This window comes from Methylotenera sp. (genome assembly GCF_029946165.1).
In the GTDB taxonomy this organism is placed as follows: Bacteria; Pseudomonadota; Gammaproteobacteria; order Burkholderiales; family Methylophilaceae; genus Methylotenera.
Genome location: NZ_JAQSDZ010000006.1, coordinates 73,970 through 92,812, shown reverse-complemented (window position 1 = coordinate 92,812; position 18,843 = coordinate 73,970). Strand labels below are relative to the sequence as shown.

Sequence of the window (18,843 nt, the reverse complement as noted above, 5' to 3'; positions counted from 1 at the left end):
TGTCTCAAGTCACCATGACTAGATAATAGTGAGGTTATTTAGTTATAAAAATAGCAATACATAATTAGGAGATTCATATGAATAACACAATTAAATTAGCAGTTGCTTCAGCTCTATTAGCTGCAGCATCAAACGCTTCAGCTGGTATCATGATTCCAGCTGGCGATTGGACATTAGACATTGGTGGCGTTGTAAACGCTTACTACACATCAACACGTACTAGTGGTGATGCTGTAACTGTTATTGGTGGTGTAAATTCTACTGGTGATAAAACAGAATCAAACATTACTACAGGATTGTTACCAAACTACCTATCAGTTTCTGGTAAAACACGTCAAAACGATTTAGATGTTGCTTTCACAATCAGCATCAACCCAGGTGCATCAACAAAGAATTCTGGTATTCAGGGCGCTAACCAAGAAAACCGTCAAGCATTCTTAACTTTTGGTGATGCTTCATGGGGTTCTATCAAGTTAGGTAAAGATCTAGGTATTTACGCTTCTGATGCTATCTTAAACGACATGACATTGTTAGGTGTTGGTTCTGCTGCTGGTGGTTTAGCTGGTAACACAACTACGCTAGGTCGTATTGGTACTGGTTTCATGTACGCTGACTGGAAATCACAAGTTGCTTACTCATCACCAAACTGGAACGGCTTTAGCTTCACAGCTGGTGTTACTCAAGCTTGGAATGCAATAGCCGCAGGTGATTCTGCTGGCGTATCTGGTGTGCAAAGTGCTTCTAACCCATTTGGTAGTGCTATTGGCACAGGCCGTGGTGGTTCTTCACCAGCATTTGAAGGTAAAGCTTCATACGCATGGGCAGGTGATTTTGCAGGTAAAGTTTGGGTTTCTGGTTTATCACAAAAAGTCGAATTCAATAGCGCTTTAGGTAATGATCGTGCTAATGCATGGGATATGGGTGCTACAGTAAACGTAGCTGGTTTTGGTTTAACTGGCTACTACGGTCAAGGTGAAGGTACAGGTACAACAGTCCTATTACGTGACGGTTTTGATGCTGCTGGTAATTCACGTGATTCAGATGACTGGTACGTTCAAGGTACATACACACTTCCAGGTGTAGGTACTAAATTAGGTGTTTCATACGGTGAGTCTACACTAGATGGTAACAGCGGTGAATTTGATGAGTACCAAAACAGTATGTGGACAGTTGGTGCATACCACCCACTTACAAAACACTTAAACTTAGTGGCTGAATACTCAGATGCTCAATCTGAAATTAATGCTTTAGGTCGCGTAGGTGGTGTTGGTGGTACAAACGTTGATGGAAAATCAAAAACTATCGCTTTAGGCGCAATCTTATTCTTCTAGGATAAGGCAGGGTTAACCCTGTTGTGATTTAAAGTTATAAATTAAAACGGCATCTTCGGATGCCGTTTTTTTTGGTTGTAAAAATATATAATTCCAATACGGATTTATAATCATGCAGATTGAATATAGCCCCCATTGAGCAAAACTATAGAGTTAACGAATATGAATTTATACCCTGTCACTGTAATTGAAAACTTTTATGATAATCCTGATGCGATAAGAAAATTCGCATTAGCGCAGAAATATAAATTTCGCCATGAAGAAGGGGATGTGGGGTATGTTTATCCCGGTTGTAGAACCAGGGATTTATACGAATTAGATAAAACCTTACAAGAAAAAGTGCTGAAAAAGCTTATTTCAGTTTTCCATATTCCTGAACATGATCGTATGCAATGGGCGGTTTCATCAAGCTTTCAAATCGTTTCAGAACAATATAAACGCGGAGTGATACATACTGATAACAATACTATATTTGCTGGCGTTCTATATTTAACACCAAATGCACCGTTAGACTCGGGCACCTCTATATTTAGAAGTAACGCTACATTTACACAAGAAAAATACAAGCGAGCTTCAGAACAGAATGATGAAAAATTCAAAGCGGGTGAAATTGTTATGGATACTAGTTTTCATAGCATGTTTGATGAAGTAATTAGAATTAACAACGTTTACAACACCCTCATTTTGTTTGAAGGCGATATATTTCATTCTGCCAATAACTTCTTTGGGTCCACTCCACAAGACTCAAGGTTAGCGCAAGTGTTTTTTGTGAATAGAATAGACGCAAATAAAGCTGATTCATTTCCTATTAATAGAGTAAAAGCCATAAAAGTTTAAACGCCTAATGTAGGAGCGGCTTGTAGCCGCGAAGTTTTCCGCAAAATTCTACTATTGCTTCGGGGCTGCAAGCCCCTCCTACAATTACTCTTCTACCTCTGACTTTTATTCTTCAATACCCAATTTTTTAATCTTATGGGTAAGTGTCTTCTGTATGAGCGACGCCCTCGTCGCGAAAATGAATGTAGCGTGTATGCGACCATTTCGGCACGAGGGCGTTCGCGTGGAATATATGTGCTTCAACAAATATATTCCACGGAGACAACCTTTACGATTGCCTCCTGACATGTCTTTAGATTCGCTTTTTTTGTAGGAGCGGCTTGTAGCCGCGAAGTTTGTGCAATAAATCTACTATTGCTTTCGGGGCTGCAAGCCCCTCCTACAGATATGCTCTATATCCAATAATTACTCTTCGATTCCCAATTCTTGAATCTTTCTGGTAAGCGTGTTGCGTCCCATGCCTAGTTGATTGGCTGCTTCTATGCGTCTACCATGTGTATGCTCTAGCGCTTTAATGATTAATATTTTTTCAAATATATTGGTGCGGGTTTCTAGTATGTTTTGCTCGTCTCTTGTTAGCGCATCCATCACTTCAGCCGCTAGTGCATCTTGCCAAGAAAGTGCAGCGTTTGATTTACTGCTGTCTTCTTTAAGCTCTGGCGGTAGGTCTGCGATATCAATATTCTGACCAGGTGCCATGACGGTCAGCCAATGGCAAACGTTTTCTAACTGGCGTACATTGCCGCTCCAATTGACGGCGCTTAAGTACTTTAGTGCCGCGACTGAAGGTTGCTTGGTCTCTACGCCTAACTCAGTAGCGCTATGCTGTAAGAAATGCTTTATCAATAACGGAATATCTTCTCTACGTTCGCGTAGCGCTGGTAATCTTAAGCGAATGACATTTAAGCGGTGAAACAAATCTTCACGGAATAAGCCATTCTTAACGCGTTCTTCTAAATCTTGATGGGTTGCGGCGATAATGCGAACATTCACTTTAATGGGTTGATGCCCGCCGACACGGTAGAATTGTCCGTCACTTAATACACGTAAAAGGCGGGTTTGAAGGTCTGGCGGCATGTCGCCAATTTCATCTAAAAACAAAGTGCCAGTATCTGCTTGTTCAAATCTGCCGCGTCTGGCCGCTTGTGCGCCTGTAAACGCGCCGCGTTCGTGCCCAAATAATTCTGACTCTAACAAGTCTTTTGGAATAGCTGCGGTGTTAATGGCAATAAATGGTTTATCACCTCTTGGGCTGTGGCGATGTAAAGCGCGTGCTACAAGCTCTTTGCCGCTACCTGATTCACCATTAATTAATACTGTGGCGTGTGATCTACTTAATCGGCCTATGGCTCTAAAAACCTCTTGCATGGCGGGTGCTTGACCAATTATTTCTGGTGTTGCTTCAATGGCAGTGCTTTCAGGTGCTTGTCTGGTACTCTCGTCTACTGCACGCTTAATCACATCAATCGCCTGATCAACATCAAAAGGCTTGGCTAAGTACTCAAATGCGCCACCTTGAAAAGCTGCGACTGCGCTTTCTAAGTCTGAATAGGCGGTCATAATGATGACGGGAATATCTGGAAACTTCTGTTTGATTTCGCTTAGAAAATCTAAGCCAGAACCATTTGGCATGCGTATGTCACTTACCACGACTTGCGGTTGCTCACGCTCTAAAGCATTGAGCGCTTCTGCGACGGAAGAAAATGTTTTAAATTCTAAATCCGTGCGTGCTAGGGCTTTTTCAAACACCCAGCGTATAGATTTGTCGTCGTCGATGATCCAGATTGGTTTCATTGTTATCTCAATATTCAAAAATTTAACTTTATTGCTTAATAATGTTTTTCACAAAAACAGGCTTGATTGCCGTTGTTTCAATCGGCAGTAGTATCGTAAAGCAAGTATTGCCCGGAACGCTTTCGCATTCAATCATGCCGTGGTGTTGGGTGATAAATGTTTGGGCAAGCGTTAAGCCCAGACCAGAACCACCTTCACTGCCTGATACCAGTGGATAAAAAATACGGTCACGAATGTCGGCTGGAATACCTGGGCCGTTATCTGTGATTTCTAATTTAATTGCGACGCGATAGCGTTTTCTTGCTAATGTCACCTGACGTTCTGCGCGCGTTCTAAAGGTAATTTGGCTGCCAGTTGTATTGTTTGATTGCATAGCCTGTACCGCATTGCGCGCAATATTAAGCACCGCCTGAATTAACTTTTCGCGGTCTCCAATGAGTTCAGGCAGGCTTAAATCATAGTCACGTTTAATCAGCACGGTTTTGGGCGTTTCGGCTAATAACAAACTACGCACACGTTCAAGCACTTCATGAATATTGGTCGGTTGATATTTGGGTGCACGATGCGGTATCAGCAATCTATCCATCAGCGATTGCAGACGATCAGCTTCTTTAATAATCACTTGTGTATATTCACGTAAGCTGGGTGATGGTAATTCGTGCTCTAGTAATTGTGCAGCGCCGCGTAGCCCGCCTAGTGGGTTGCGAATTTCATGCGCAAGGTTGCGGAGTAATTCAGCATTGGCTTGTTGTTGAATCAACATGCGTTCTTCACGCGCGATGCGGAGTTGCGCATCCATTTGCTGAAACTCAAGTATTAAACATGCCTTAGGTGAATCTATAGGGGTTGCTGTGCAAGTGACCGCAAACGAATTATGCCTATTGGTGGTGATGGTAAATTCATGCTCGCGAAATGGGCTTTGTTGCTGGATTGCATTTTTTATTGCGGACATTAAAATTTCGCAATCAGGAAATACATCGCTAATGAACATGCCAGTCACATGCGTTGCGCTAAAGGCAAATATGATTTCTGCCCCAGGGTTGATATACACCACGCGACGGTTTTCATCTAAAAGGATGATGGCGGTTGCTAAATGTTCTAAGCCAGAAAAATGATTGGGTGTGGGTTGAACCATTAAATTTTAGCCATTAAAAATTGAGTCATAGTTATATTGAGTTTAGCGTTTTTTTAAACGACTTTTCAATGATGATACTATGACTAAGCAAAAGATAGACCAACTTCGCAGGTAGGTCGTTCTTTAATTTTGATGACTATAAAATGATACTTTAAAAGACGATTTGTACTATTTTTAGTCTAGATCCATTAGAACATTTAATTTTGTAGAGTTACCTACTCATACTGTTGCAGATGTCTGTAGGAGGGGCTTGCAGCCCCGAACAAACATTACTCGTACCAGCGCAATTCGGGGCTAAAAGCCCCTCCTACATTTGGATTTACGTTAACTTTAGTATTCCTAATGAATAATCTGGATTTAACGTAGATTATCAAGCTCTTTTTGCAGTAGTTTGATGTTGTTTTCATGGCTATCCACATCATTTTGCAAGCTTTTCATTTTTTCTTGAAATTTAGGCACGTTGCGCATGGTGGCGCCGTTAGCCGTTTTGTATACTTCTGGCTTTGATTCGCCTTCGGCATAGGCTTTTTTGGCTTCTTCTAAAGCAGCTTTTTCAGAATCAAGCTCATTTTGTAAAATCTCTTGGCGTTTATTATCGCGTTGATTTTGTGTTTGTTTATCCACCTTAGGAAAGCCTTCTGGTGTTGCAGTGCGCTTGTTGCTAGAAGTTGAGTTTCCAGAGCTTTTTGGACGGTCATTTTCAATGGTGTTCATATCAGGATCAAACTCTAAGCGCATTGCTCCTTTTGTCTTGATATTGGAATAAGTAATGCGCCCCTCTGCATCTACGCGCTTGTATATTTCAGCAATCGCGGTAGTAGAAAACGCGATAACAATGAGTGTGACTATAGGCAGAATTTTTTTCATAGCAGATAGTTTAGTAGAGTTAGTCTAGTTAGGCAATGTGCTTAGAAAACGCATAACTGTTGTAAAAGGTTGACCTGATTTAAAAATGAAAAAAGGGGCGAAAATTGCCCCTTTTTTATTGCCGATATTTCAATTGCTAATTAAAAGTTAACTTAGCAAAAGATAACTTAGCAAGAGTAGTACAAACCAAACTCAACTGGGTGTGGAGTCATACGTACTTTGTTAACTTCTTCCATTTTTAAACCAATGTAAGCGTCAATCCAGTCGTTAGTGAATACGCCACCTTTAGTTAAGAATTCGCGGTCTTTATCTAATTCCGTTAATGCTTCTTCTAATGATGCACACACTGTTGGGATTTTTGCATCTTCTTCTGGAGGAAGATGGTACAAGTCTTTAGTTGCTGGCTCGCCTGGGTGAATCTTGTTTTGAACGCCATCTAAACCAGCCATTAGCAATGCAGAGAAAGCTAAGTACGGGTTAGCGATTGGATCTGGGAAGCGGGCTTCAACACGACGGCCTTTGTCGGAATGCACAAAAGGAATACGGATAGAAGCTGAACGGTTTTTAGCTGAATAAGCTAATTTAACTGGCGCTTCGAAGTGTGGCACTAAGCGTTTGTATGAGTTTGTACCTGGGTTGGTAATCGCATTCAAGGCTTTAGCATGTTTAATGATACCGCCGATGTAATAAAGCGCGAACTCGCTCAAACCTGCATAGCCACTACCTGCAAACAAGTTTTTGCCATCTTTCCAAACTGATTGGTGAACGTGCATACCTGAGCCGTTATCGCCTGCGAATGGTTTTGGCATAAATGTCGCTGTTTTGCCGTATGCGTGAGCTGTGTTCAAAATGACGTATTTTTGAATTTGAGTCCAGTCAGCGCGTTGCGTTAAGGTGCTGAATTTAGTACCAATTTCACATTGACCAGCCGTTGCAACTTCATGGTGATGCACTTCAACAGGTACGCCCATTGCTTCTAAAGTCATACACATTGCTGAACGGATGTCATGCAATGAATCGACTGGAGGCACTGGGAAATAACCGCCCTTAACACCTGGACGGTGGCCAGTGTTGCCGCCTTCAAATTTCTCGTTTGAAGCCCAAGCGCCTTCTTCTGAGTTGATGCGTACTGAACTACCGTTCATTGCAACATCCCATTGAATGCTGTCAAAAATGAAAAATTCTGGTTCTGGACCGAAGTAAGCTGTATCGCCTAAACCAGTTGATTTTAAGTAAGCTTCAGCGCGTTTAGCTAAGCTACGTGGGTCACGTTCGTAACCTTTACCATCTGTTGGGTCAACTACATCACAAGTTAATACTAGTGTAGGCTCGTCCATGAATGGATCGATATTTGCTGTTGATGCATCTGGCATCAATTGCATGTCTGAGGCTTGAATACCTTTCCAACCTGCGATTGAAGAACCATCAAAAGCGTGACCTTCTGTAAATTTTGATTCATCAAAATGTGAAACAGGCACAGTCACGTGTTGTTCTTTACCGCGAGTATCAGTAAAACGAAAATCAACAAACTTAATGTCGTTTTCTTTTACCATTTTCATTACATTAGCCACTGACATCAGAATCTCCTATTGGGTGTGGGGATTAAAACTAAAACACAAAAAAACAAAATAATTCAACTCAATACATTAGCAGGAAACGTGCCATTCTGAAAAGAGCAAACTGCGGCTTTTTTACAGAAGTGGTAGAATCCATTCCAAAAGTAAGCACCAAATATGTGCGACTTGGATAATTAATGCACCTTTATAGTGCGTAGCTGTTGATGGATAAATGCCTGTATTTTTTCAAGATTTTGAAGTTATACTTTACGCATATTTTGACCCGCAATTTCGAATGTTAATTTATTGAAATTCGGTACTAGGCAAGGTTTGTAATATAGAGTAGAAACATTCACAAAGGTCATTCAAATGAGTAATTTAGACGAAATTTTACAATTAGCGCACAAGCGAGCAACTGATAACAATTTTCCATATGCGGGAGCATTGACGCCTAGGGAAACATTTGAGTTATTGCAAGGCAATTCTGAAGTGATTTTAGTCGATGTGCGCACGCAAGCAGAATTAGAATTAGTTGGTAGAGTGCCAAATGCCATGAATATAGAATGGGCGACTTTTCCCGGTATGGTGAAAAATCAGGACTTTGCCAATCAACTTGCTGATAATGTAGATAAAAACCTTACTGTGATATTTATGTGCCGCACAGGTGGCCGTTCACATAATGCAGCAGTAGTGGCTGAGCAACTTGGTTTTGATAAAGCTTACAATATGCTTGAAGGCTTTGAGGGTGAAGCAAACGAACTTAAGCAACGCACGCTAATTAACGGCTGGAAAAATGCTGGTTTGCCTTGGACTAACTAAATAATGACTGATAAGTATGCCAAGCCTTTTAATAGTTTAGACCGCTATGCGGTGGTGGGCAACCCAATTGCACACAGCAAGTCACCACTAATACATGAGGCTTTTGCTAAACAAACCAATCAAGATATTAGTTATGAGCCGATATTGGCGCCTTTGGACGGTTTTGAAGCTACCGTTCGAGATTTAATCGCCAGCGGGTATAAAGGTGCGAATGTCACTGTGCCTTTTAAGTTTGAGGCGTTTCAGCTAAGTACTAGTCTCGCGCCACAGGTTGATTTAGCGGGTGCAGTTAACACGATGATTTTTTCCGACATAGGCATTATTGGACATAATACTGATGGTGATGGTCTGGTGCGAGATATTACCCAGAATCTAGCTACTAATATCGAAGGTAAGCGCGTTTTATTATTAGGTGCAGGCGGTGCGGCAGAAGGTGTTTTTCAACTACTATTGGTTAAAAAGCCTGCAAAACTGGTAGTGGCAAATAGAACTTATAAAAAAGCTCTACGCTTAGTTGAAAAGTCATTCGATAAAGCCAGACGCGCGGAAGCTTGTACTTTCGATGATTTAAACGATCAACAATTCGATATTATTATCAACGCAACCTCAACAGGTTTAACTGATACAGCCTTACCTATCCCCAATACCATTTTCGCCAAAGGCTGTTTAGCTTACGACATGATGTATGGTCGTGAAACGCCATTTATGAAGCAGGCGCGTGAAAATGGCGCACAGGTGGCGGATGGTCTGGGGATGCTAGTAGAGCAAGCGGCAGAGGCTTTTTATATTTGGCGAGGCGTTCGGCCTGAAACGCAAAGTGTGATTCAGCTCATTAGAAATTTGGCTTAGCCAATTTAAGTTTAGAAAAATTATAATTAATGAAAAATTGGATATTTAATAACAGGCCTAATGCTAAGCCATTGGGGTTTGGTGGTTTTGTCACTAGGGTTTTAGTAATATTTTTTATACTACTTTTTTTATATCAACTGTGGATTTTTTTGCACATTTGCTGGTGGATAAAATTCAATCCAACTTCTAGCGCGTTTATGGTTGATCGTTTGGAAGTCATTCATGAAAAAAAGCCCGATGCTGAGTTGAAATATCAATGGGTGGATTACGCTAAAATTTCAAACAATCTCAAACGTGCAGTTATCGCCAGCGAAGATGCCAAGTTTGTAGACCATGAAGGTTTTGATTGGGAAGGCATTGAGAAGGCTTACGAAAAAAATATAAAAAAAGGCAAAATTGTTGCAGGTGGTTCAACCATCAGCCAACAACTCGCTAAGAATTTATTTTTATCGACCAAGCGCACTCCTTGGCGCAAAGGCGAGGAGGTGCTTATCACTGTGATGCTGGAGAAGGTATTAAGCAAGCGCCGAATTTTAGAGATTTATTTAAATGTGATTGAGTGGGGTAATGGCGTGTTTGGTGCGGAAGCTGCATCGCGGCATTATTACAAAACCAGCGCGGCAAAGTTAAGTCGTGCGCAAGCAGCAAAACTAGCCGCAATGATTCCCAATCCGCGCTATTACGATGCACATAAATCAACTTCCTACCTAAACCGTAGAACAGCTACCATACAAGCTAGAATGCGCTTTGCAGAGGTTCCGTAAGGTTTACTCAGTAAGGCTTGCGACTATTTTTTTAACGATAGGCGCAACCAACAAGACTGCTGGAAACGCCACTGGCCAAGCGTGAATAAATGCGCCGATCCAGTGTGAAAAAAACTGTGCGCCAATACCCGCAAATAACGCTGTTAACACGCCAGACATGATGAAAGCCATAAGCAAAGACATAACAAAAGCAAATAGGATATTTGAGTATTTCTTTGGTACTTTCATACAGTTTCTTAATCAGATTAGCACTAGGTTTTACAGCATAGTCTTGAGGTATTTAGCCGTATAGCTTTCGGTGCTTAAAGCAACTTCTTCTGGTGTACCTTGTGCAATAATTGTACCGCCGCCATCGCCGCCTTCTGGTCCCATGTCCACTATCCAGTCCGCAGTTTTAATCACATCTAGATTGTGTTCAATAATGACGATGGTATTGCCTGCGTCACGTAGGCGATGAATTACATCAAGCAATAATTGAATATCGGCAAAATGCAAACCAGTCGTTGGTTCATCCAGAATGTAGAGTGTGCGACCTGTGTCACGTTTACTGAGTTCTAGCGCTAGTTTAACGCGCTGCGCTTCACCACCAGATAAGGTCGTCGCACTTTGTCCAAGCGTGATATAGCCTAAGCCTACATCTAATAATGTTTTCAATTTTCGTGAAATCACTGGCTGTGCGCTAAAGAAGCTATGTGCTTGTTCAACGGTCATTTCTAATACTTCGCGGATATTTTTACCCTTGAATTGAATCTCTAAAGTTTCGCGATTGTAGCGATGACCTTTACACACATCGCAAGGCACGTAAACGTCTGGTAAAAAGTGCATTTCTACGCGTAATACACCGTCACCTTGGCAAGCTTCACAGCGCCCACCTTTAACGTTGAATGAATATCGACCTGGGCCGTAGCCGCGAACACGGCTTTCTGGCACGCCTGCAAATAAATCACGAATCGGCGTGAATAGTCCTGTGTAAGTCGCAGGGTTTGAACGTGGCGTACGACCAATTGGGCTTTGATCAACATCGACCACTTTATCGAAAAATGCCAAACCGTCGATTTCGTTATACGGCGCTGGTTCAGTACTGCTTCCGTATAAATGCTGAGAAACCACACGGTATAAGGTGTCGTTAATCAGAGTTGATTTGCCGCTACCAGAAACGCCTGTAATGCAGCTTAGTAAGCCCACAGGTAGTTTTAATGTGACATCTTTTAGATTATTGCCTGTCGCATTGCTTAATTTTAACCAGCGCGCTGGATCTGGTGGCGTACGTTTTTTGTTATAAATTATTTGTTTTTTGCCGCTCAAATACTGACCAGTGAGCGAGTTCGGGTTAGCTAAAACTTCAGCAGGGGTGCCTTCCGCCACAATTCTGCCGCCATGTTCACCTGCACCTGGTCCAATATCCACCACGTAATCTGCCGTTAAAATCGCATCATGGTCATGTTCCACCACAATCACACTGTTACCAATATCACGCAGACGCTTTAACGTTTCTAGTAGTCTGTCATTGTCGCGCTGATGCAAACCAATTGAAGGCTCATCCAGTACGTACATCACGCCTGTTAAGCCGCTGCCGATTTGAGAGGCTAAACGAATACGTTGCGCCTCGCCGCCAGAAAGCGTTTCAGCTGAACGTGAAAGTGATAAATACTCTAAGCCAACGTTAGTTAAAAACTTCAGGCGGTTGCTAATTTCTTTTACGATTTTATCGGCAATCGCAAGTTTTGAGCCAGTCAATTCAAGCGTATCAAAGAAAGTGAGCGCTAACTTAAGCGGTACTTCGCATACTTCGTGAATGTTCTTATTACCTACTTTGACATGGCGCGCTTCTTTGCGTAAGCGTGTGCCAGAACACTCAGGGCAACTTTGTGAGTTTAAATATTTTGCCAGCTCTTCACGCACAGTTTGCGAATCAGTTTCGTGATAACGGCGTTGCAGGTTATTTAAAATACCTTCAAACGCATGGGTTTTTTCGAAGAAAACACCGCGTTCATTCAGGTATTTAAACGGCATTACCTCTTTACCGCTGCCGTTGAGTAATACTTTTTGAATGTATTCAGGTAGTTTTTCAAACGCGGTATCAAGGTTGAAGTTGAAGTGCGTTGCTATACTTGCCAGCATTTGAAAGTAAAATTGATTACGTTTATCCCAGCCTTTAATTGCTCCAGCAGCCAGTGATAAATGTGGAAATGCTACCACGCGTTTGGGGTCGAAAAAGTTAATATTACCTAAGCCATCACACTTCGGACAAGCGCCCATCGGGTTGTTGAAGGAGAATAGGCGTGGCTCTAATTCAGCAAGTGAATAGTCACACACGGGGCAAGAAAATTTGGCAGAGAACAGGTGCTCTTTGTCGGTATCCATCTCAACTGCAATGGCTTTTCCTTCAGCTAAACGTAATGCAGTTTCAAATGATTCAGCAATACGCTGCTTCATGTCTTGTTTAACTTTGATACGATCTATTACAACTTCAACTGTATGTTTTGTGGTTTTGGTGAGTTGCGGTAAAGCATCCACCTCATAGATTTTTCCATCTACGCGCAAGCGTACAAAACCTTGTGCTTTTAGCTCTTCAAATAAATCGACTTGCTCGCCTTTGCGGTTACTTACCACTGGCGCTAAAATCATCAGCTTGGTTTCTTCAGGCAGCGCTAACACGCTATCTACCATTTGACTCACGGTTTGCGCTTCTAGCTTAATGCCATGTTCAGGGCACTCTGGGTCTCCCGCGCGCGCATAAAGCAAACGTAGGTAATCGTGAATTTCTGTCACTGTACCAACCGTAGAACGCGGGTTGTGCGAGGTGGATTTTTGCTCAATAGAAATCGCCGGAGATAAACCTTCAATCAAATCCACATCAGGCTTATCCATACGTGCCAAAAATTGGCGAGCATAAGCTGACAACGATTCGACATAGCGGCGCTGACCTTCTGCATACAGTGTATCAAAAGCAAGTGAGGACTTGCCCGAGCCTGATAAGCCCGTAATCACGACCAGCTGATTGCGTGGAATATCCAGTGAAATGTTTTTAAGATTGTGCGTTCGCGCACCGCGTATTTTGATGAATTCCATAATGCTTTTACGAAAATTAGGGCAACCTGCTAATATACATACTTTTACGCATTTAGCTACATTTTTAGGCCTTTAGTTTTTTTATGTCAACACCCAACAACCATTCAAGCAATCAAACGCAAGACCTTTTTGCAGACATTGCAGCAGATGCGGATAAATCAGCAGCGGTTACCACAGAAGGCAATAATGCAACAAACGCAAAGAGTGTTATCGATTTGCCAGCAGATAAAATGACACCTGTAGAAGTGCGTGCCACTATAAGCTTGGCGGCGATTTACGGTTTACGTATGTTTGGCATGTTTTCTATTTTGCCAATTTTTGCCATTTATGCATCAAACAATTTTCTACCAAGACCAAATGCCTTGCAAATTGGACTAGCGCTTGGTGCTTATGGATTAACGCAAGCTTTGTTCCAATTGCCGTTTGGCATGGCCTCAGATAAATTTGGTCGCAAGCCTATGATTTACTTAGGACTAGCAATCTTTGCAATTGGCAGCATGGTGGCTTCATTGGCGATGAATATAGAAGGTGTTATTTTAGGTAGAGCCTTACAAGGCGCTGGGGCTGTTTCTGCCGCTGTAACCGCCTTGTTAGCAGATTTAACTCGAGATGAAAACCGCACCAAAGCCATGGCAACCATAGGCGGTACCATTGGTATCGCCTTTGCCGTTTCATTAGTGATAGGCCCTTTACTTAATCAATGGATTGGCGTGCCAGGCATATTCGCGATGACAGCAATTTTAAGTTTAGCTGCAATCGCTGTGATGAAATTTGTGGTGCCAGAACCATTGCATAGCCACTATCATTCTGATGCCAGCGCAGCGCCAGCTAAATTAAAAGACGTTCTTAAAAACAAACAATTACTACGCTTAAATTACGGTATTTTTGCACTACACGCCGCTCAAATGGCGATGTTTGTTGTTGTGCCATTTGCCCTTGCTAAATCAAGTGATTTGCATGAAAACCAGCATTGGATGATTTACTTACCTGTATTAATTGCTTCCTTCGTATTTATGGTGCCAGCAATTATTTATGCGGAAAAGAAAGCCAAAATGAAGCAGGTTTTCGTAGGTGCAATCGCTACTATGTTCATTGCGCAATTAATGTTCTCAGCTTCCATTCAGCTATTCTGGGGCATAGTGCTTTCACTTACACTGTACTTTATAGCATTTAACGTACTTGAAGCCTCCTTGCCTTCAATCATTAGTAAAATTGCACCAGCTGCAGCAAAAGGAACGGCGATTGGCGTTTATAATACTTCGCAGTCACTAGGCGTATTTGTCGGTGGAGCTTTTGGTGGTTATTTATCACATAAAGCAGGTTTTGCCAGTGTGTTTATTTTCTGTAGCGTGATGATGCTTTTATGGCTAATATTTGCTTATTCAATGCAAGCGCCACCTGCAGTAAAAACTAAAATGTACGGCTTGGATGAAGATGCGCCTGAGTTAACAGCAGACGCTGCTGAGTTGTTAAAGGGCAAGTTGCTAGCGCTGGTAGGGGTGATAGAAGCTGTGGTATTGCCGCAAGAATACACCGTCATATTAAAGATAGATAAATCGCAACATGGGGATGAAACCCAATTGCAAACACAAGTACATCAATTGTTGAGGGGATAAAAATGGCATCAGTAAATAAAGTCATCTTAGTAGGTAATTTAGGCCGTGATCCTGAAGTAAGATTTATGCCAAATGGCGAAGCAGTTTGTAACTTTAGCATTGCGACTACCGATAGTTGGAAAGATAAATCGGGCGCAAAGCAAGAGCGCACTGAATGGCACAATATTGTGATGTATCGCAAACTTGCGGAAATTGCAGGTGAGTACCTTAAAAAAGGTCGCCCAGTGTATGTTGAAGGCCGCTTGCAAACACGTAAATGGCAAACTAAAGAGGGTCAAGATCGCTATACGACAGAAATCATTGCAGATCAAATGCAAATGCTAGGCGGCCGTGATGGTTCTGGTTCAAATGCTAGCTATGAAGGCGGTATGGATCAAAGTAGCGGCAGTAGCGATTACGATCAAAGTTCATCAAGTGCTAGCCAGTCTTCAGCAAAACCAGCGTCTGCGCAATCAGCCCCAAAAGCAGCGACTAGCGGTTCGGGCTTTGATGATTTTGAAGACGACATTCCATTTTAGGACTTACCTATAGCAGTCGTGTAAAGTATTAGGTTCTAAGCCCCTGTTTTCAGGGGCTTTTTTATTGGCATGAGCAAATTTAAAATGTAATTTATTTTCAATATTTTTTTGTGTATTGGATACCTTAATTTGTGTAAAGATTAAATAAGGTTTATATAAAAACTATTGATTATTACTTAGCAACAGATTCAAAATTTCCACAGCCCTCTATAAATACCCACTCTATTTTTATCAATCCATCAATGAAATATAACATTGATTTTTTCATGTTTTATTCTATTGATGACGATGCTCATAACAAATATTCTTTAATTAAGTAAATCAAAAAACTAAATATTTTTTTCTAAATTAAATGTTCGTTTAAGGGATTAAATGGTTATGAGGATTTTTGTCAGAAGGTTTGTGATGGCTAATGGGGAGCGCAGCAGCTTGCTTGTCGATATAACTCCGGCATACCACTTTTTTATCCTAACTTATATGTCACAACACAAATAAGAAATAACTCTTTGTCATTGTCAGCGATGCTTACTTCTTTGAGTGCAATAACTGTATTACTAAAGTTCATGGAGGGGCGAAAAGAAAATCTTGAACTTAGATTCAGAAAGAAATTGTACTTTGAAGTCTTTGAGTTAGATGCAAGTAGAGACTTTTGTCAGATTAATTTTAAGTCTTGTCTGGGCTATGGAAATGCGCTTCATAGCTAAACAAGGGGTGTAGATTGGCTCTTTAATTGATAGCCAGTATTGGCTTTAGATCCAAAGTAACTTTCAATTTATCTAATGAATTTTGTTAGCAGAATCATGAGCAGATCCCCTTTTCTAAATCGGGCCTAGCACATCACATTAAGGGATATGCTGCATTTGAATAGGGGAGGTGTATTTAGCTGCGTGCATACCCATTGATGAAATAAAACATGCAAAAATAACAGGAGTTACTGAAGCTAGGACTATACAACCAAACGGAAGTGCAAAGTCTTTAAAATATTGATCCAAGATGATAATGCATTGCAGTCAACGACTCCAACTCTTGAGTTTATTCTATTTAATTAGTAACTTACTTGCTGTCATCTTAAATGCTATTGGTTAAATTAACTTTAATTACGCACAGACTGCCCGCACCTGAGCGATGTCGGTCAGACCTTGTATCACTTTGTGAATGCCATCTTGCTTTAAAGTATTCATCCCATTGGCCAAAGCTCCTTGTGTTATTTCACTTACAAGCGCACGCTTTTGTATCATTCTTCTGATGGAGGGAGTCACAGTCATTAGTTCATAGAGTCCTAATCGTCCTCGATAGCCCGTGTGGTTGCAATATTTACAACCTTTAGCTTTATAAAGAATAAGTTTGTTATTAGCGCTATGCTCTCTCCAACGTTCAAGAATTAGAGTTGCGTTACCTTCAGTGTTATCAACATATTCAGCTGCAAGCACTTCTAATTCATTTTCAGCAGGCTCATAAGCCTCCTTACATTTTGAGCAGAGTGTTTTTGCTAAGCGCTGAGCCAATATGGCTAACAAAGCATCAGCAAAATTAAATGGATCCATGCCAAGGTCAAGCATCCGCACTATACTTTCTGGCGCACTGTTAGGTGGAGCGTGGAGAGTACAAGATGTCCAGTAAGAGAGGCCTCGATGCCAATCTTGGTGGTTTCTTCATCACGCATTTCACCTACCATAATTACATCTGGGTCAGCGCGCAAGAAACTTCGCATCGCCGCAGCGAAGGTCCAACCAATCTTTGCATTTACCTGAACTTGTCTTAAACCAGTTTGAGTGATTTCGATTGGGTCTTCAGCAGTCCATATTTTGCGTTCTGGGGAGTTGATATGACCCATGAGTGAGTGCAATGTGGTGGTTTTACCCGAACCTGTAGGCCCGCAGACTAGTATTAAGCCATGCGGATGCGCTATCATTCTTTTTACTGTTTCGAGAACTTCATCGGATAATCCTAACTTATCCATTGGTAAAGGCTTAGATGCTGCCAGCAAGCGCATCACGATATCTTCAAGTCCATTTGTCGTAGGGATAGTCACAACCCTTAGTTCCACTTTTGCGGGGCCATATTGCTGGAAATCTAATTTGCCATCCTGTGGTTTGCGACGTTCTGATATATCGAGTTGTGCCATAATCTTAATACGTGAAATCAAGGCATTACGAAAGTTAGCTGGGACTTCTAAATAATGCATAAGCGTTCCATCTTTACGGAAACGCACACGTGTATTTTTTTTATCAGGGTAAGTTTCAATGTGGATGTCTGATACACCGTCCTTGAAAGCATCAAGAATAATCTTATTGACCAGTTGTACTAATGTGTTATCTGACTCTGCTATTGGCTCATTAACAATTTCTTTGACTCTGGACTTATCTTCATCAAACAACTTACTTGCGAGGTCATTGATACCAAAGTCAGCATCAGCGCTTTCATTTTGACTATACTCAATAGAGCCATCAACCTTTTCTTTAACGCTACTTTGTTCATCTTCTGACCAACTGAAATTGCCATAATTTTCTTCAACAGCTAGTTTAATGTCCTCATGCGACGCCATGGCTGGAAGTATTTTCATCTGAGTAACGAAGCGTAACTCATCAATTACTTTTGAATTCATTGGATCTTCAAATGCAACTACCAACTTATCCTCGTGGATACATAGCGGCATCAGGTTAAATCTTTTTGCGATGGACTTGCCCACCAATCTAATTGCATTTGGATCGAAGTTAAATTTGGGTAAATTGACAAATGGAATGCCAAGCTTTTTCGATAATGTGCCTTTCAAAGCGCGTTCATCAACTACGCCCATATCGACAAGAATTTGACCAAGCCGCAGTGAGCGATTTTGTTTCTGTTTCTCTAATGCATCTTCTAATTGTTCATTAGTCAGCAGATTAAGTTGTATTAGCGCCTCACCTAGTTTTATGACAGGCTGCTTTTCTTGATGGGTGATGGCTTGCCTGAGTTGTTCAGCCGTCAGAATCTGATTTTCATATAAATAATCGCCAATTAACTTTGAACGCAACTGTTGTTGATGCTCTAAAGCACTTTCAACTACTTTGGCAGTCGCAAGATTTTCCTCTATCAGTACTTTGCCAATATGCATACCAATTTGATAATTTTTAATTGAGTGCTGAGGGATGAAGTGCCTCTCAATTTTTTCATTTTTTGTTGCAGGATAAATATATAAACCAGCTTCCGTATTTAAGTAACCGAAAGTATCGCCAGTCAGAGTCGAATCATTGATGATCTCTATTTTATAAGTTTGCTTGTCAGATACTGGAAGCGTATCCTGCGCACGCGCTTCAAGAAAGCCTTGTTCTCTTACTAGCGAAATAGGACGCAATAATTGTAAATCGCTGATTTGATCAAAATGTATGACTTCACTAGTACTTTGATTCACTGGTTGAAGTAAAATACGCTTCTCATCTGGTGAAAATCTAATCAGGTAACCAGCCAATTCTTTGCCATCAATTAAATGAACGAAACAGGTTTCGAGCGCTGTCTTGCCAAAGCTTGATATGAATTTGAAATAGGGTGGCTCAGGCCACATAAATTCATCACTTACCAATTCATTCTTTAAAATTAATTGTGACATGTGAGGATAGATCCGATAATTTATTGTTTATGCTTCTTAATTAGGGCTTAAATGATTTCATCTCAAGTAAGCAAGGTTTACTAACAAAGCTTTATGTCA

General features: G+C 41.3%; 15 protein-coding genes. 7 read left to right on the top strand and 8 right to left on the bottom strand.

All coding sequences use genetic code 11. From position 1 onward, the window contains the following. Positions 1-77: 77 nt before the first annotated feature. Together PSV17_RS04670 and PSV17_RS04665 are read left to right on the top strand one after the other, a co-directional pair. Positions 78-1,331 (top strand): porin, encoded by a 1,254-nt coding sequence (locus tag PSV17_RS04670; protein WP_300480138.1) that lies wholly within the window; start codon positions 78-80, stop codon positions 1,329-1,331. A gap of 162 nt (positions 1,332-1,493) precedes the next feature. Continuing rightward, complete coding sequence (locus tag PSV17_RS04665; protein WP_300480137.1) at positions 1,494-2,168, top strand: DUF6445 family protein; 675 nt, start codon at positions 1,494-1,496, stop codon at positions 2,166-2,168. 405 nt (positions 2,169-2,573) lie between these two features. Here PSV17_RS04665 and ntrC read toward each other — a convergent pair whose 3' ends face one another. From ntrC to glnA, 4 genes are all read right to left on the bottom strand, one after another. Next, the gene (ntrC, locus tag PSV17_RS04660) at positions 2,574-3,962 is read right to left on the bottom strand and encodes a nitrogen regulation protein NR(I) (RefSeq protein ID WP_300480136.1); all 1,389 of its coding nucleotides are present in this window, start codon (positions 3,960-3,962) and stop codon (positions 2,574-2,576) included. Between the two features lie 28 nt (positions 3,963-3,990). After that, entirely contained in the window at positions 3,991-5,097 is a 1,107-nt protein-coding gene (gene glnL / locus PSV17_RS04655; protein ID WP_300480135.1) for a nitrogen regulation protein NR(II), read from the bottom strand. A 357-nt stretch (positions 5,098-5,454) separates the two neighbouring features. Further along, entirely contained in the window at positions 5,455-5,964 is a 510-nt protein-coding gene (locus PSV17_RS04650; protein WP_300480133.1) for a DUF4124 domain-containing protein, read from the bottom strand. 167 nt (positions 5,965-6,131) lie between these two features. Further along, a complete protein-coding gene (glnA, locus tag PSV17_RS04645) occupies positions 6,132-7,541 on the bottom strand; it encodes a type I glutamate--ammonia ligase (RefSeq protein WP_300480131.1) in 1,410 nt (469 codons plus the stop codon). Positions 7,542-7,889: 348 nt separating this feature from the next. On the opposite strand from glnA, the gene PSV17_RS04640 reads away from it, so the two are divergent. From PSV17_RS04640 to mtgA, 3 genes are read left to right on the top strand one after another with little or no spacing between them, the layout of a single operon-like run. After that, positions 7,890-8,339 carry a rhodanese-like domain-containing protein gene (locus PSV17_RS04640; protein WP_300480130.1) on the top strand — a complete coding sequence of 150 codons (450 nt, stop codon included), beginning with the start codon at positions 7,890-7,892 and terminating at the stop codon, positions 8,337-8,339. Positions 8,340-8,342: 3 nt separating this feature from the next. Beyond that, positions 8,343-9,188, top strand: a complete 846-nt coding sequence (gene aroE / locus PSV17_RS04635) for a shikimate dehydrogenase (RefSeq protein WP_300480128.1) — start codon at positions 8,343-8,345, stop codon at positions 9,186-9,188. Between the two features lie 29 nt (positions 9,189-9,217). After that, complete coding sequence (gene mtgA / locus PSV17_RS04630) at positions 9,218-9,952, top strand: monofunctional biosynthetic peptidoglycan transglycosylase (RefSeq protein WP_300480127.1); 735 nt, start codon at positions 9,218-9,220, stop codon at positions 9,950-9,952. A 3-nt stretch (positions 9,953-9,955) separates the two neighbouring features. Here mtgA and PSV17_RS04625 read toward each other — a convergent pair whose 3' ends face one another. Beyond that, positions 9,956-10,180 (bottom strand): DUF2798 domain-containing protein, encoded by a 225-nt coding sequence (locus tag PSV17_RS04625; protein ID WP_300480126.1) that lies wholly within the window; start codon positions 10,178-10,180, stop codon positions 9,956-9,958. 30 nt (positions 10,181-10,210) lie between these two features. Next, entirely contained in the window at positions 10,211-13,024 is a 2,814-nt protein-coding gene (gene uvrA, locus PSV17_RS04620) for an excinuclease ABC subunit UvrA (RefSeq protein ID WP_300480125.1), read from the bottom strand. Positions 13,025-13,254: 230 nt separating this feature from the next. Here uvrA and PSV17_RS04615 point away from each other — a divergent pair, with 230 nt between their 5' ends. Both PSV17_RS04615 and ssb read left to right on the top strand, forming a co-directional pair. Beyond that, positions 13,255-14,640 carry an MFS transporter gene (locus PSV17_RS04615; protein ID WP_300480400.1) on the top strand — a complete coding sequence of 462 codons (1,386 nt, stop codon included), beginning with the start codon at positions 13,255-13,257 and terminating at the stop codon, positions 14,638-14,640. Positions 14,641-14,642: 2 nt separating this feature from the next. Further along, positions 14,643-15,158: a single-stranded DNA-binding protein gene (ssb, locus tag PSV17_RS04610; RefSeq protein ID WP_300480124.1), complete on the top strand. Its 516-nt coding sequence runs from the start codon at positions 14,643-14,645 to the stop codon at positions 15,156-15,158. A 1,097-nt stretch (positions 15,159-16,255) separates the two neighbouring features. Here the strand turns inward: ssb and PSV17_RS13920 are convergent. Next, positions 16,256-16,702 (bottom strand): hypothetical protein, encoded by a 447-nt coding sequence (locus PSV17_RS13920; protein WP_366910357.1) that lies wholly within the window; start codon positions 16,700-16,702, stop codon positions 16,256-16,258. Positions 16,703-16,722: 20 nt separating this feature from the next. Next, positions 16,723-18,744 carry an ATPase, T2SS/T4P/T4SS family gene (locus tag PSV17_RS04605; protein WP_366910355.1) on the bottom strand — a complete coding sequence of 674 codons (2,022 nt, stop codon included), beginning with the start codon at positions 18,742-18,744 and terminating at the stop codon, positions 16,723-16,725. Positions 18,745-18,843 lie beyond the last annotated feature (99 nt).

Excerpts from the sequence above, each read along its gene's own strand:
- PSV17_RS04670 (WP_300480138.1), top strand. The coding sequence starts at position 78 with ATGAATAACACAATTAAATTAGCAGTTGCTTCAGCTCTATTAGCTGCA.
- PSV17_RS04665 (WP_300480137.1), top strand. The coding sequence starts at position 1,494 with ATGAATTTATACCCTGTCACTGTAATTGAAAACTTTTATGATAATCCT.
- ntrC (WP_300480136.1), bottom strand. The coding sequence starts at position 3,962 with ATGAAACCAATCTGGATCATCGACGACGACAAATCTATACGCTGGGTG.
- glnL (WP_300480135.1), bottom strand. The coding sequence starts at position 5,097 with ATGGTTCAACCCACACCCAATCATTTTTCTGGCTTAGAACATTTAGCA.
- PSV17_RS04650 (WP_300480133.1), bottom strand. The coding sequence starts at position 5,964 with ATGAAAAAAATTCTGCCTATAGTCACACTCATTGTTATCGCGTTTTCT.
- glnA (WP_300480131.1), bottom strand. The coding sequence starts at position 7,541 with ATGTCAGTGGCTAATGTAATGAAAATGGTAAAAGAAAACGACATTAAG.
- PSV17_RS04640 (WP_300480130.1), top strand. The coding sequence starts at position 7,890 with ATGAGTAATTTAGACGAAATTTTACAATTAGCGCACAAGCGAGCAACT.
- aroE (WP_300480128.1), top strand. The coding sequence starts at position 8,343 with ATGACTGATAAGTATGCCAAGCCTTTTAATAGTTTAGACCGCTATGCG.
- mtgA (WP_300480127.1), top strand. The coding sequence starts at position 9,218 with ATGAAAAATTGGATATTTAATAACAGGCCTAATGCTAAGCCATTGGGG.
- PSV17_RS04625 (WP_300480126.1), bottom strand. The coding sequence starts at position 10,180 with ATGAAAGTACCAAAGAAATACTCAAATATCCTATTTGCTTTTGTTATG.
- uvrA (WP_300480125.1), bottom strand. The coding sequence starts at position 13,024 with ATGGAATTCATCAAAATACGCGGTGCGCGAACGCACAATCTTAAAAAC.
- PSV17_RS04615 (WP_300480400.1), top strand. The coding sequence starts at position 13,255 with ATGACACCTGTAGAAGTGCGTGCCACTATAAGCTTGGCGGCGATTTAC.
- ssb (WP_300480124.1), top strand. The coding sequence starts at position 14,643 with ATGGCATCAGTAAATAAAGTCATCTTAGTAGGTAATTTAGGCCGTGAT.
- PSV17_RS13920 (WP_366910357.1), bottom strand. The coding sequence starts at position 16,702 with ATGGATCCATTTAATTTTGCTGATGCTTTGTTAGCCATATTGGCTCAG.
- PSV17_RS04605 (WP_366910355.1), bottom strand. The coding sequence starts at position 18,744 with ATGTCACAATTAATTTTAAAGAATGAATTGGTAAGTGATGAATTTATG.